Origin of the sequence: Acinetobacter soli (genome assembly GCF_018139125.1) — a bacterium.
In the GTDB taxonomy this organism is placed as follows: domain Bacteria; phylum Pseudomonadota; class Gammaproteobacteria; order Pseudomonadales; family Moraxellaceae; genus Acinetobacter; species Acinetobacter soli.
Window position 1 is genome coordinate 63,247 of record NZ_CP073241.1, and the last position, 14,899, is coordinate 78,145.

Annotated in this window: 11 protein-coding genes; 6 read left to right on the forward strand and 5 right to left on the reverse strand. The window is 45.0% G+C overall.

Annotated elements, in window-relative coordinates:
* Positions 1–61: 61 nt before the first annotated feature.
* Entirely contained in the window at positions 62–1,027 is a 966-nt protein-coding gene (locus tag KCV09_RS00315; RefSeq protein ID WP_212515363.1) for a tRNA dihydrouridine synthase, read from the reverse strand.
* A 92-nt stretch (positions 1,028–1,119) separates the two neighbouring features.
* Complete coding sequence (locus tag KCV09_RS00320) at positions 1,120–1,929, reverse strand: cytochrome C assembly family protein (RefSeq protein ID WP_004935303.1); 810 nt, start codon at positions 1,927–1,929, stop codon at positions 1,120–1,122.
* A gap of 145 nt (positions 1,930–2,074) precedes the next feature.
* Between KCV09_RS00320 and ffh the strand changes: the two genes are divergently transcribed.
* Positions 2,075–3,484 (forward strand): signal recognition particle protein, encoded by a 1,410-nt coding sequence (gene ffh / locus KCV09_RS00325; protein ID WP_151815440.1) that lies wholly within the window; start codon positions 2,075–2,077, stop codon positions 3,482–3,484.
* A 44-nt stretch (positions 3,485–3,528) separates the two neighbouring features.
* Here ffh and KCV09_RS00330 read toward each other — a convergent pair whose 3' ends face one another.
* Positions 3,529–4,266: a pantothenate kinase gene (locus tag KCV09_RS00330; RefSeq protein WP_076032931.1), complete on the reverse strand. Its 738-nt coding sequence runs from the start codon at positions 4,264–4,266 to the stop codon at positions 3,529–3,531.
* A complete protein-coding gene (locus tag KCV09_RS00335; protein ID WP_004935311.1) occupies positions 4,263–5,033 on the reverse strand; it encodes a biotin--[acetyl-CoA-carboxylase] ligase in 771 nt (256 codons plus the stop codon). The genes KCV09_RS00330 and KCV09_RS00335 overlap by 4 nt, the downstream gene beginning before the upstream one ends.
* Positions 5,034–5,063: 30 nt before the next feature.
* On the opposite strand from KCV09_RS00335, the gene KCV09_RS00340 reads away from it, so the two are divergent.
* From KCV09_RS00340 to ligA, 5 genes are all read left to right on the forward strand, one after another.
* On the forward strand, positions 5,064–5,864 hold the full coding sequence (locus KCV09_RS00340) for a sulfite exporter TauE/SafE family protein (RefSeq protein ID WP_212515364.1): 801 nt from the start codon (positions 5,064–5,066) through the stop codon (positions 5,862–5,864).
* Positions 5,865–6,074: 210 nt separating this feature from the next.
* Complete coding sequence (locus KCV09_RS00345; protein ID WP_004935317.1) at positions 6,075–6,782, forward strand: GntR family transcriptional regulator; 708 nt, start codon at positions 6,075–6,077, stop codon at positions 6,780–6,782.
* Positions 6,783–6,877: 95 nt separating this feature from the next.
* Entirely contained in the window at positions 6,878–10,327 is a 3,450-nt protein-coding gene (smc, locus tag KCV09_RS00350) for a chromosome segregation protein SMC (RefSeq protein ID WP_212515365.1), read from the forward strand.
* Between the two features lies 1 nt (position 10,328).
* Positions 10,329–11,300, forward strand: a complete 972-nt coding sequence (locus KCV09_RS00355) for a cell division protein ZipA C-terminal FtsZ-binding domain-containing protein (RefSeq protein ID WP_151815437.1) — start codon at positions 10,329–10,331, stop codon at positions 11,298–11,300.
* 79 nt (positions 11,301–11,379) lie between these two features.
* A complete protein-coding gene (gene ligA / locus KCV09_RS00360; protein ID WP_212515366.1) occupies positions 11,380–13,410 on the forward strand; it encodes an NAD-dependent DNA ligase LigA in 2,031 nt (676 codons plus the stop codon).
* 136 nt (positions 13,411–13,546) lie between these two features.
* Here ligA and KCV09_RS00365 read toward each other — a convergent pair whose 3' ends face one another.
* Entirely contained in the window at positions 13,547–14,602 is a 1,056-nt protein-coding gene (locus KCV09_RS00365; protein WP_025094545.1) for an SDR family oxidoreductase, read from the reverse strand.
* Between the last annotated feature and the right edge of the window lie 297 nt (positions 14,603–14,899).

Sequence of the window (14,899 nt, forward strand, 5' to 3'; positions counted from 1 at the left end):
GTGTGCAAGATAGAGCTGAACTATGAAATCATTATGGATTTTCGTAGATTGAATTGTGTAGCTAGTTCAATCCATCAAATCGCAATGAGCTTAATCGTTGGACTTTCTCAAGTTTAAGGAGAATCTCATCAAGCTGTTTAATACGCTTGACCTCATCCCATAAACTTTTTGCTTCAGGGTAGGCCTTGGTCATCATGCCCAACCACTGCTTATAGCGGCCAATCATTCCCACTTCGGTTTTGAATTGACCACTCAAAAAGCGTTGTTGCAGCACCACCAGATCTGACCATGTCATGAGTGACTGGTCTGAGTTTTCTCGAATACATAGGGTAAGGTCAGGCGTTGTCACTGCACCACGGCCCAACATTAAGTCCTCACACTGTGATTGGGCTTGACAGGCTTTGGCATCTTGGTTGTTCCAGATCTCACCATTGGCAATTACTTGAATATCAAGTGCGGCCTGAATTGGCTGAATTTTTTCCCAATAAGCTGGTGGCGTATAGCCATCTGCTTTTGTTCGCGCATGTACCGTCAGCCAGCTCGCGCCTGCGGCTTGTATCGCATAGGCGTTGTCCATCGTGTGGTTTTCATCGAGGTAACCCAGACGCATTTTTGCAGAGACCGGAATATGAGCAGGTACAGCATCGCGCACCGCCTTGACCAGTTCATGTACCACATCGGGTTCATCGAGTAGAACTGATCCACCACGATGTCGGTTTACGGTTTTGGCTGGGCAGCCAAAATTCAGATCGATGGCAGGTGCGCCCAAGGCCACCACTTTTTCAGCATTGGCTGCCAGCATATCTGGATTATTCCCCAAAAACTGCACATGGACTGGCGTACCAGCCGCAGTTTTACCGTTATTTTTAAGCTCTGGGCAATAGCTGTAATACACATGGTCGGGCAATACGCTATCGGTAACACGGATAAACTCGGTTACGCACCAGTCAAAGCGGCCAACATGAGTGAGCACATCACGCATGATCGGATCGGTTAAACCTTCCATTGGTGCAAGAATGAGTTTCAACGTATATACCCTGACTGGTTTGAATAAACCAGAGCGTTATACGCATTTTTACAGGCGATGTCCAGTCATGACATGGCTTAAAACAGCAAGCATCAAATACCCAGAATGAGCTCTAAAATCATTTTGCTGCCAATAAATCCGATGGCAAGTAAAATAAAGCCGATCAGGGTAAAACGAATGGCTTTTTGGCCTCGCCAGCCAAATTTTGCATGACCAATCAAGAGAGCGCCATAGATGATCCATGAAATTATGCTAAACACGGTCTTGTGAGCCAGATGCTGACCCAAGAAATTTTCAACGGTAAAAAAGCCAAAAGCCAGCGCGACGGTTAAAAGCACAAAACCAGTACGCAGCAAATCGAATAACAAGGATTCCATGGCCTGAAATGGAGGCAATAAATTCACCCAGAAGCGATGTTTTTGCTTCTTTTTGAGTTCGCGATCTTGAAACCAAAGCAAAATTGCATGAATGGTTGCCATCAGCAGTACAGCATAGGCAGATAGAGACAAGATAATATGTAGGTCTAGACCGAGGCTATGCCTTTCAATGAACTGATCTGGTCGACTAAACGCATAGCCTAAAATAAGGCCCGTGGCTGCCACGGGAATTCCGATCAGATTCAGTGCCAAAATAGGCCGAAACGTACTAAAAATCAGGCTCATGAGCAGCATGAGACCTGAAGTAAATGAAATAAGGTTAAATACGTCGTAATTGATTCCAAGCGGAGTCAGCATACTGTTATATAAAACAGCTGCATGCAACGCCAAACCTAAACTGACCACACTGCCAATAAGCCAAGAGTTGGGATTATGTTTTGACATCAAGTGCATAAACAGATACCAGAATGAGGTCGTATACGCAATAAGTGCCAAAATGGTATAAACCAACGGGAGACTGATCATGTCAAACCTTTTTCGGGATTTAGAATATTCATCTAGATGAGATATAAATTCGCGGCGAACTACAGTATCCTATAGCATCTTATGCATAAATTTTCTATTTTGAGAAAGATTTTTTTGCAACTGGCCATTTTTAGCGGATTTTGCAATGTTTGATACCTTAACAGAACGACTCACGCAGAGTTTAAGAAATGTTACTGGCTCAGGGCAGCTAACCGAAGACAATATTAAAGATACCTTACGTGAAGTACGTATGGCACTTCTTGAAGCTGATGTTGCGTTACCTGTAACTCGTGAATTTATCGCGAAAGTTAAGGAACAGGCATTGGGTCAGGAAGTGATGACTCAGCTTTCCCCTGGGCAGGCATTCGTCAAAATTGTGCATGACGAACTGACCAAAATGATGGGTGAGGCCAATGAAAGCCTCGATCTTGCGGCAAAACCACCCGTGGTGGTGTTACTTGCTGGTTTGCAAGGTGCGGGTAAAACCACCACGGCTGCAAAGCTTGCACGTTTTTTACAAGAACGCCAAAAGAAAAAAGTCGCGATGGTATCTGCCGACGTATATCGTCCGGCTGCGATCAAGCAGCTACAGACGGTAGCGAGCGAAGTAGGCGCGATCTTTTTTGAATCGAATGCCAATGAGAAGCCGATTGATATTGCCAACCGTGCCATTGAGCAAGCCAAAATTCAGTATGCCGATGTACTGATTGTCGATACCGCAGGTCGTTTACATGTCGATGAAGACATGATGGGCGAAATTAAAGCATTACATGCCTCGATCAAACCGACAGAAACCTTGTTTGTGGTCGATGCCATGACTGGTCAGGATGCTGCCAATACTGCGAAAGCATTTAACGATGCTTTACCGTTGACGGGTGTGATTTTGACCAAAACCGACGGTGATGCACGCGGTGGTGCAGCACTTTCTGTTCGTGCAATTACTGGTAAACCGATTAAGTTCTTGGGTATGGGCGAAAAGCTCGATGCTCTCGAGCCGTTCCACCCTGAACGTATCGCACAGCGTATTCTTGGCATGGGTGACGTTTTGTCACTGGTGGAAGAAGTCGAGCGCAAAATCGACAAAGAAAAAGCCGAAAAAATGGCGAAAAAATTGCAAAAGGGCGGTACTTTCAATTTGGAAGACATGCTCATGCAATTTGAACAGATGAAAAAAATGGGCGGCATGATGGGCTTTCTGGATAAACTTCCAGGCATGAGCAATTCAGGTATCCAGCAGGCGATTGAGCAGGCCAATCCTGAAAAGCAAGTCAAGAAAATGGAAGCCATTATTCAGTCGATGACGCCTAAAGAGCGTAAAAATCCAGATATTATCAATCCAAGCCGTAAAAAACGTATTGCGGCTGGTTGTGGTATGGATGTTTCTGAAATCAATAAATTGCTTAAACAGCACAGTCAGATGGCAAAAATGATGAAAAAATTTGCCAATCCGTCTGGCATGAGCAAAATGATGCGTTCATTCGGCAATCTGCAAAAGCAGTTTGGCGGTGGCGGTGGTGTCGGGCCATTGTTTGGCGGAAAAGACGACAAGAAATAAGCTTAAACAGCATAAAAAAGGCGCTACGGCGCCTTTTTTATGCTTTAGGTACAAGCGGGCTGATACTGTAGATAATGCTGTAAGCCTTTGAGTAAAAGATCAGATTCGATTTGCGGGGAATAATGCTGTAAGAATTTAGCAAATAATGGCGCATCGCCACCCGTTAAAACCAATTGCTGCGGTGTACGCTGCATAATGGCTTCAATTGTACTGACCAATCCCAGTAAAATCCCGTGATGTACGGCATCTATGGTGTTGTGTCCCGGATCAAGATCATCAAAGGCAGAATCTGGAATTTTAATTCCTTTGGTATTTTGAATCAGCGCATCACGCTGCAAATATAAATTCGGCAGAATATAGCCACCCAAATGCTGGTGGCCTTGAACCAAATCGATCGTCAGAGCGGTGCCGCAGCCAATCACACATACATTTCGATCAGGCTGGGCAACCGCCAGAACTTGTAGCCAACGATCAATTCCAAGTTGGGCAGGTTGCTCGTAGCCACATTTGAGTTGTGCGTACTCGGCATGTACTTGAGCCATGACAATCGGAATATTTAATCGGGCGAGAATTTGCTGGATACGGGCATTATTTTCTGCATCGAGTACCGATGATACACCGACACGCTGAATTTTCTGATGATTAAAGTGCTGGATAAGGCCGAGTAGTAAATCCGCAGGTGATTGCAAATGCAGCTCGGCAGCATGTTCAATCGTCTCACCGTTTTGAGTGATCCAGTATTTTAATCGGGTGTTGCCGATATCGAGCCATAACTGTTTCATAGTGCCGATCCATCTTCATGCTGAATCAGACGCATACGACCTTGATAAAAATGCTTCAGGCCTTCTTGATCATGCACCATCACCGCGCCTTCGCTATTAATACCTTCAAAACTACCCGTAATGTGACCCTGATGATGCTCAAAACGGATGGCTTGATGCATAAAGGCAGCATAATGGTTAAATCGCTGGTCGAGGTTATAGCAGCCATGATCAAACCAGTCCTTGGCATTTTGAATGGCAAGGTAGAGTTGCGCAATCAGCTCCGTCCGGTCTGCCTGAAGTAGCCCCAAATCGCTCAGCGAAGTAACTGCCTGATCAGTCGGCAACTGCATGGGTGTGACCAGATTCATGCCTACGCCAACAATCGCCTGATGAGGTGATAACGGCTCGACCAGAATACCTCCCCATTTTCCTTGTAGGCTATATAAATCATTCGGCCACTTCACCTGTAATTTAAGCTCGCTTAAAGCTGGCATTTGTAAGATATTTAATGCAATTTCAAGCGCCAGACGGCCATCAAGCGTTGTTTGAGTATTGACCAGTGTGCTTAAATAAATGTTACCTTTGGGTGAAATCCATTCGCGCTGGTGCTGGCCCCGTCCTTGGGTCTGAATCTGGCTGCACACCAATGCAGTTGCAACATTTTTTTGCGCAAGCTCACGCACATCATCGTTGGTCGATGTGGTGCTTTCTTTGAGAAGAAGAATTTCTGGCAGTTGCTGTGCGTCTAAAAGACGTTGTCTGAGTATACGTGTCTCTAAATCCATGTTGAATCTGAGAAAAGTGGAAAATTATTTATGGAGTTAATCATATATCTGGCTATTGGTGCAATCGCTGGATTTGCCGCAGGCTTATTTGGTGTAGGTGGTGGGTTAATTATTATTCCAATTTTATACGTGGTGTTTCATCAGCTTCAGTATGATCCTACCGTGATCATGCACATGGCGGTGGGTACGTCTCTGGCGACCATTATTGTGACCTCGATCAGCTCTGTGATGGCACATCATAAAAAAGGTGCGGTACTCTGGCATGTATTTAAAAATATGGCGCCTGGGCTGGTGATCGGATCATTGGTTGGAGCGGGAATTGCCGATCTATTGTCTGGCCCGCATCTGCAACTGATTATTGGCAGTTTTGCAATTTGGGTAGCATTTAAAATGTTTAAAGGCGCTCATACTGTGGTTGACCAGACACAATCTTTGCCGTCGCGCGCCATGCAAATTCTGGCGGGATGGGGCATTGGTGTAGCTTCCGCTATTTTCGGAATTGGCGGTGGCAGCCTGACAGTACCTTATTTGAATAAAAATGGCGTGGTGATGCAGCAGGCAGTTGCTACTTCGGCTGCCTGTGGCTTACCGATTGCCGTTGCGGGGGCGCTTGGCTTTATGTGGTTTGGTTATCAACAACACGTTTCTGTTCCGAATGCAATTGGCTATATTCATCTCTATGCGTTTACGGGCATCAGTATCATGAGCTTTATCACTGCCAAATTGGGGGCTCGTGTGGCGCATCAGTTATCGCCTGCCATGTTAAAAAAATGTTTTGCTTGCTTATTGACCACGGTAGGCATTTACTTTATTTATCAAGGCTTATCTTAATTAAACCTGAGCCAGTTGATTGATCTTTTTTAAATGATGCAGCGTATGCGGAAATGAACAGTCATCCTGTAAAAGACGGCAATTGGCTTAAAATGCAATAAAATTGTTAGACAAAGACATAGCAATATTAGATTCAAATCAGTTAAAAACAATAAACACCATGCAGGATTGGCACAAGTGCGTCCAATAAAAAATGAAAAAAGGTGAGCCATGAATCTTGATGACGTAGACAGTCTTTCAGAACACATTGCACGACGGATCGGTGAGCAAATTATTGTAGGGGAATTGGTCGAAGGTGAGCGTATTCAGGAGCTTCGCATTGCTAAAGAGCTTGACGTGAGTCGTGGCTCAGTGCGTGAGGCTTTGTTGCTGCTTGAGCGTACGCATCTGATTGACATCTTTCCGCGACGCGGTGCGATCGTGTCCGAAATGTCTTCACAGCAAGTCAAAGCTTTATTTGACAGCAGTGTGTTGGTACTGGGGCACATTGTGCAGCGCCTGAGTGAAAGCTGGCGCGGACATGAAGCAGAGCAATTACAACATTTGCTTGTGCAGCTTGAAGAGCAAGTTAAAGCAGGTGACACCGAAAAATTTTACGATGGCATTTTCGACTATTTGGCTGCCCAGCACGATATCGTGGGAAATCCCTATTTAATGAAATTTTATAAAGAGCTGTTGCCTTCGTTGCGCCGTAGTTATTTTTTAACCTTAAATACCTCCCGACGCGAGTTACAGGAGGCTTTTGCGCTGTTTAAGCTGGTGATTGATGCAATTTTAATCCGAAAATCACATCAAGCCACTTTATTTATGGAAGATTTTTGCCGACACTTGCGTAACTTGGTGTTGGACTCCTTGACGCGCATGAAACAGATCGAACTGGCATGGGCGCGCCGTTCACGTCGTTCTTCGACGCGCTAATCGTTTCAAGTATCCACACCAGATGATGAGATATGTGCCTGCATTTAGGCATGTATAAATAATAGACATCATATTTCTGGATTGATTGAGACACTATGCGTTTAAGCAGTTTAAAACTTGCGGGCTTCAAATCTTTTGCTGATAGTGCCACTTTGCACTTTAAAGCCAACCGTACAGCGGTTGTGGGGCCCAATGGTTGCGGTAAATCCAATGTAATCGATGCCATACGCTGGGTAATGGGCGAATCCAATGCCCGTCAATTGCGTGGTGGCAGCATGCAAGATGTGATTTTTACCGGAACGGCAAAACGTAAACCTGTGGGAATGGCCAGTGTCGAATTACGTTTTGAAAACACCTACGGAAAATTAGGCGGCACCTACAATGCCTATTCGGAGCTTGCAGTACGCCGTCAGGTGAATCGCGATGGAAAGTCCGAATACTTTTTAAATGGTACGCGCTGTCGTCGTCGTGATATTACCGATATTTTCTTGGGAACAGGCCTTGGGCCGCGTTCCTATGCTGTCATCGAGCAGGGCATGATCAACCGCCTGATTGATGCCAAACCCGAAGAAATGCGTGTATTTATTGAAGAAGCCGCAGGTGTCTCACGTTATCAGGCACGCCGCCGTGAAACGCTTCAACATCTTGAACATACCGAGCAGAACTTGGCACGGCTGGACGATATTGCACTTGAGTTAAAAAGCCAGCTCAAAACGCTTAAACGTCAAGCCGAAGCAGCTATTCAATATAAAACGCTAGAACAAGAGATCAAAACGCTCAAAATTGAAATTTTATCTTTTCAATCTGAACAAAGCCTGCACCTACAACAAGAATATACCGTGCAGATGAACGCATTAGGTGAAGAATTTAAACTGATTCGCTCAGAACTCAACACCATCGAACATGATCTTGAGTCGACCAGTGCCTTGTTTCAGCGCTTAATTCAACAATCGACACCCCTGCAAACCGAATGGCAATCTGCCGAAAAAAAATGTGCTGAGCTTAAAATGGTGCTCGAACAAAAACAGAGTTTGTTTCAGCAAAATAGCGTAACGATTGGCCAACTTGAGCAACAAAAAGCGCAAACCAAAGAGCGTATCCAGCTGAGTGATATTCAACTTGAACATTTACATGAACAGATAGAGCAGCAAAATACTGACTGGCATCAAGCTGAAGCCGATACACAACAGGCTGAGCAGCGTTATGCCGATTTACAGACACAGCATGTACAGGTTCAATCGCAATTTGAGCAACTCAAAGCCCAGATTGAAAAGTATCAACAGCAAAAGTCTCAAATGACAGCTCAAATGGAGCAACTGGGAAAATCGATTGATCGTACCCAGCAGCAAAAACAGACCTTACAGCAGCAGCTTGCGCATATTTCATCACAGGTGCAAGATGACGCACAACGTGAATTACAGCATGCACTTGAACAGCAGCAGCATGAGGTTTTCGTGCTTGAGCAAAAACGAGATGAGCTAAATGCTGTACTTACGCAGTTGCACGCGCAACAGGCGCAGCAAAAAGCCCAGCTCGATCCGCTTGAAACACAAATCAAGGTGTTGCAAACAGAGCAGAAAAATCTGCAACAACTGGTAACCAAGCAAAGTAACAAATCTCAGGTAGGTAGCACGCAACTTTTACAAGTATTACAACTCAAAGAAGCGGGGCGTCCATACGCTAGTTTGATCGAGAAACTGTATAACCGCTGGATGGACGCGCATTATTTAGATCAGCATCAACCTTTTCAAAGTGAAATTGCCCGTCAGGTTCGTCCGGTAACTATGGCGCCGCAGAGATCATTTGCCAACTTAGTCGCTTTGGCAGACTGGATTGAAGCACCGCAGCTCTCACTTTGGAATGATATCTGGATCATTGACACATTAGATGCTGCATTAGCTTTGCAATCCTCATTGAGTGTGGGGCAAAGCTTATTGACGCTCGACGGTTATCATGTGGCCAGAGACTGGATGATTGGTCTAGATTATGACCATCAAAGTCAGAGCAGTGGCATGCTCAGTCACCGTATTCGGCTCGAAGAAATAGCCCATGAATTACCGCAATGTATCGCTCAGCGTGAAACGCTGATGAACGCGTGGCAAACGCTTGAGCAGCAATGTGAGATGCAGCAGCAAAATATGCAGCAGATTCAGCGTGAGCTCAAAGATCTACGGCCGCTTGTGCAAAAAACTGAGCTTGAAATTGCACGCCAACATGCTTCCGCACAAGCGTATGTGCTGCAACAACAGCAACTACAGCAACAGCTAACTCAACTTGAGCAGCAGCTTGAAGAAGATGCCATGCAGCGTGATGATCTGGAGATCGACTTGCACGCTCTACAGTTAAAATTAGATGCACATTTGCCGCAATATAAAATTCAGCAACTCGAGTGGGAAACGCTTACCGAGCAAAAAGAGCAGGCATTTGAGCAATTACAGCAGCATCAACAAACACGTGAGTTATGCAGTCGTCAGTTGGCACAGGCCCAGCAGCAAATTGAGCTACTTGAAAAAGATCTATCGTTTTTAAAAACGCAAATGCAGCAGATTGTGGCACAAATGGAGCAGGCGAAAAAATTTGTCGATCCGGTACAACTGGAGCTGCCCGCGTTAGAAACCGAGTTTTCCGAGCAGTTTCAAAAAACTGAAGCCCTGCAAAAGCAGTGGAAAGAGTGGCAACTGGAGCTGAATCATGTTCAGGAAAAACAGCAGACACTGACTGAGCAGCGCCATGATACTGAGCAAAAAGATGAGAAGATCCGTGCTGCACTGGAACAAAAACGTTTGGCATGGCAGGCCACAAAATCGGATTTGGCGCACTATCAAGAACAGCTTGAGGCGCTCAATGCACAAACATGTACCGGCCTAAAAATTGATCTTGAGTCGCATCAGCAACGGCTCGATAAAACCCTCAAGCAGTTTGAAAAGCTCGGTGCAGTCAATTTGGCAGCCTCTCAAGAGTATGAAGAGGTTTCTGCACGTTTTGATGAATTGAATCATCAGATGCAAGATTTGGAAAACACGGTCAATCAGCTCAAAGATGCCATGAAAAGCATTGATTTAGAAACCCGTAAACTGTTTATGACCACATTTGATCGGGTCAATCATGAACTACAAGATCTGTTTCCAAAGGTATTTAATGGTGGCGAGGCTGCATTAAGTCTTGAAGATGACTGGCAATCGGGTGTAAAACTAATGGCACGGCCACCAGGTAAGCGTAACAGTTCGCTGGCGCTGCTTTCCGGCGGTGAAAAAGCATTAACCGCTTTGGCATTGGTATTTGCAATTTTTCGATTAAATCCGGCGCCTTTTTGTGTGCTGGACGAAGTGGATGCACCGCTAGATGACGCCAATGTACAACGCTTTTGTAATTTGGTAAAAGAACTATCTGAGCACGTGCAATTCATTTACATTACACATAATAAACTTGCAATGACAATGGCAACTGATTTACTGGGGGTCACCATGCCAGAACCGGGCACCTCTAAATTAGTTACCGTTAATTTGGAAGAAGCAAAAGAATACGGGTTAGTTACGGAGTCATAGTATGGAAGTCACCACGATTGTGGGTATTGTTGTAGCCGTGATCATCATGATTATTGGGTTAAAACTACTGCTTAAAAGATCAACACCCGCTGAACCTTCTCTCGAAAGTGAATTACACATTGACTCTCAAAGTAATCAGCCGATCATTCCGCGTCATGTGCGAGATCAGCTTCCAGCTCAGGCGCCTGAACAAAACGAGCGTAAAGAGCCTACATTGCAGGCGATTCCAGATGAGCAAGATGATCCAAAATCTGCGTCTGTAGCGACAGAAGCAAATCCAGCAGAACCAGCGTCTGCTGCTCCAGCTGCCACACAGTCCGATGTCGTGGTGCTCCAGCCGCTCAATACAGAACCTACCGCCACGACACCAGTGACTGAATCTGCGGTGAAACCTGAAACTCAGCCAGAGCCTAAGGAGGCTGAACTTAAGCTTAATCCAGATGTTGCAACGGTTGAAATTGCAGAATTTGACGGCGAAAGTAGCCTTCTTGATGTGCATTTATCTCAGCAACAACAGTTTGATGACGAAAGTGCTTTAGCTACAGCGGAACAAATTTTGGCACTGAATGTTTATCCAAATCCGCGCCGTGCGCTTTCGGGCGATAAAACGCTAAAAGTATTGCTGAAATATGGTTTACGTTTTGGTGAACTCTCTTGCTTTCATCGTTATGAAAAAACCGATGAACCAAGCCCGCTCATGTTCTCTGTACTTCGCATGACCGATAACGGTCCGGCAGGTTTTGATCTTGAAGCATTATCGGTCGAGCAAGTACAAGGTTTGGCTTTTTTCTTGGCACTGCCGCATAACAATGCGCTCACTGGCTTTGACATGATGGCAAGTATTGCAGGTCTGGTTGCCCGAGAAATTGACGGTAAAGTGTATGATGAAAACAACAATGAACTGACACCACAGTTGAAAGAACACTGGCGTCACCATGTGATTGACTATCGTTCATCACAGGCATCAGTTTAAGCTAAAAATCTTTTATACTGATAAGCAATACGACAAAATTGAGGGCGGATGTTTCCGCCCTTTTATATGGTGAAATTTTATGATGCAACCTGCTGATATTGTTGCGCAGATGCGGCAGCTGATTCAATTAATCGCAAAACACAATCATGCTTATTACGTGATGGATCAACCCACCATTACCGATAACGAATATGATCAGTTGTTTCATCAGCTTAAAGCACTTGAGGCCGATCATCCTGATCTGGTACAGGCAGATACACCCACCAATCGCGTGGGTGGGCAGGCATTAACAAAATTTCAAACCGTAACGCATACAGTTCCGATGCTGTCGTTGGGGAATGTATTTAATCAAGAAGATTTATTTGCTTTTGCACGCCGGATTGAAGAGCGCTTGCCCAATCAACAGATTCAGTATGATGTCGAGCTAAAGCTAGATGGTCTGGCAATTTCACTGTGGTATGAAGATGGAAAGCTGGTGCGTGGGGTCACACGTGGCGATGGTGAAACAGGTGAAGACATTACCCAAAACGTGAAAACCATTCGCAATTTACCGAAACATTTACATCATAGCTCACAGCCTGTCCCGCGCTTCTTAGAAGTGCGTGGTGAGGTTTTGATGCCAAAGCTCGGTTTTGAACGTTTAAATGCGGCCAACGAGGCCAAGGGTGAAAAAACATTTGCAAACCCGCGTAATGCCGCAGCTGGAAGTTTACGACAGCTTGATCCGAGTATTGCAGCATCGCGTCCCTTGGCATTTTATGCCTATGGTATTGCACAGTGTGAGCCTGCACATGGCTTGACCAGTATGCATGAAAGCTTGCAATGGTTAACAGCGCTGGGTTTTGAGATTGCGGAGCGTCAGTTTCTGTGCTCATCGATTCAGGAAGTCCAGCAGCGCTACGAGCAAATACAGCAAGAGCGGCCTCAACTGGCAGTTGAAATTGATGGCATGGTCATTAAAGTCGATGATCTGAAACAGCAGCAGCAACTGGGCTTTTTAAGCCGTGAGCCGCGCTGGGCCACCGCCTATAAGTTTCCTGCAGAAGTTGCCATGACCACAGTCGAAAATATTGACTGGCAGGTTGGGCGTACTGGAACACTGACGCCAGTGGCACGTCTGACGCCTGTTTTGGTGGGTGGCGTGACGGTATCTAACGTGACACTGCATAATATCGGTGAAATTCACCGTTTAGATGTGCGTATTGGCGATCGGGTCAGTGTATATCGTAGTGGAGATGTGATTCCAAAGGTGGAGAAAGTCTGGCCAGAATTTCGCCCTGAAAATGCAGTTGAAGTGCACTTACCAACACAATGCCCGGTATGTTCATCCCCTGTGGTGATGCCTGAAGGTGAAGCACTGGCGCGTTGTTCGGGTGGTTTGTACTGCGCCGCACAGCGTATCGAAGCCATTCGTCATTTTGTATCACGTAAAGCCATGGACATTGAAGGCTTGGGAGACCGTTGGGTGGAGTCATTGCTGCATCTTGATTTACTTAAAGATGTTGCAGACATTTATCATTTACAAGAGCACCGTGAAAAATTGCTCACCATTGAAAAAATGGGTGAGAAATCTGTACAAAACTTGATTGATGCGATTGAAGCCAGTAAAAAAACCACATTGGCACGTTTTATCTATGCACTCGGTATTCGAGGTGTGGGCGAAACAACGGCCCGAATGCTGGCCAATACCTTCCAGACACTGGATACCTTGAAACAGGCCGATGTCGACATGCTGAAAAAAACGCCAGATGTCGGTGATATTACCGCAGAATGGATCTACGATTTCTTTTTGGCAGAGCACAATGTCGAAGTTATTGAACGCCTACTGGCAGCGGGAATTCACTGGGATGCACCGATTGCTCCGACACGTCAGCCACTCAATGGTGAAAGCTGGGTGGTTACGGGGACGTTAAGTACCATGGGGCGTGACGAAGCCACACAGCGCTTGCAGGCATTGGGTGCGCGTGTGAGCGGAAGTGTATCGAGTAAAACCAAGTGTGTTGTGGCGGGTGAGAAAGCGGGCAGTAAACTCGATAAAGCAGAAAAACTGCAAGTTCGAGTGATGAATGAAGATGAGTTTTTAGCATTTTTAGCGCAATACAGCGCTTAAAGGTATCTCACCGCTTATGGCTCTTGAATCTATATTGGATGATTGATTCAAGCATTATTAAAATAAAAAAGGCAGTCTTTGGACTGCCTTTTTTTTGCCAAAACGAGGTATGACTACTTTTCGCTTATTCGAAAAATTAGATTCGTTTTTTAATGACACCATCATCAAGTAATTGCTGAAAATGCTCACAGACACTTGCTTCTATGTTGCGATAGCGAATTCCGAGTTCTTTTTGACTTCGTGTTGCATCAAAATATATTGGATAGCCCATGTTCAGTTTGATAAATTCACGAGAGTATCCAAGCAATGGCCCAATCAGCGAAAATGCTTTTTTAGGCACAGTAAAATGCGGAAATGGAAAGCGATAACCAAAACACTGCGTCAGTGCTTTACCCATTTCCAAAAGGCTTAAACTTCCGCCAGAAACAATATATCGCCCGTGTGCATCATCATTGAGTGCAGCAGCCACATGTGCATCGGCTACGTCGCGCACATCGACGATACCGTTCCACATAGGCGGAACACCAAACAAGGTCACACCGTTGGCAAACTGTTGTAGTAACTCAATACTTCCAGACTGGCTAGAAGCGGTCAGAGAAGGCCCCATCACCAATGCCGGATTGATACATACCAAAGACCAGCGATCTTGTTGCTCAGCCATTTCCCATGCTTTACGTTCGGCAGCAACTTTAGAATAAGAGTAAGGCTGATGGGTTTCGCTACTGGTTGTATTCCAGCAGCTTTCATCAAATGCGTTATGTGGCGTTTGTTTAATTTCGATGGCATCACCATAGGTAGCGGCAATACTTGAGGTCACCACGACGCGTTTCACCGAGGCTGTACGATTGACCGACTCAAGCACATTTTCAGTGCCTTTTACTGCTGGCTCGATAATATCTTTTACGGCATCCTTGTAATTGGTAATCACAAAGGGCGATGCGGTATGAATCACGATTTCGCAGCCCTGCATCGCCGTATCGAAAGCACCTTGATCGAGAAGATCTGCTTTAAAAAAATGAATTTGCCCAGAAGATTTTTCTGCAATGTCTACGAGATGTTGAAGTTTTTGAGTCTGGGATGGATCTCTTACTGTGGCATGAACTGTAAAGCCTTGACCTAATAGTCGCTCGATAATCCAACCAGCGACATATCCAGTCGCACCTGTGACAAGAATCGGGGTATTTTTTTGCATTTTTATCATCGTTTTGGCAAGTGAAATGAAGGTACTTGAATCATATTAGCTGGCTTTGCTGTTTAATGCAGTTTTGATTTTAAAATAATTTTTAATGATGCATAAAATGGATTATTTTGTGTTTTGTTACAAAAAGATAAACGCTCTAAGGCCTAGGTTAACCACTTAAATTTTTGCTAGAAAATGATCGCAAACCACTCATTTCAATCAACAAAATAGGATAACTCGAACTGTAAATGCGTATGTTTATCATTTTAATTTTATAAAAATCAGTAAGTTAAGGTGTAAAAAGCTTTG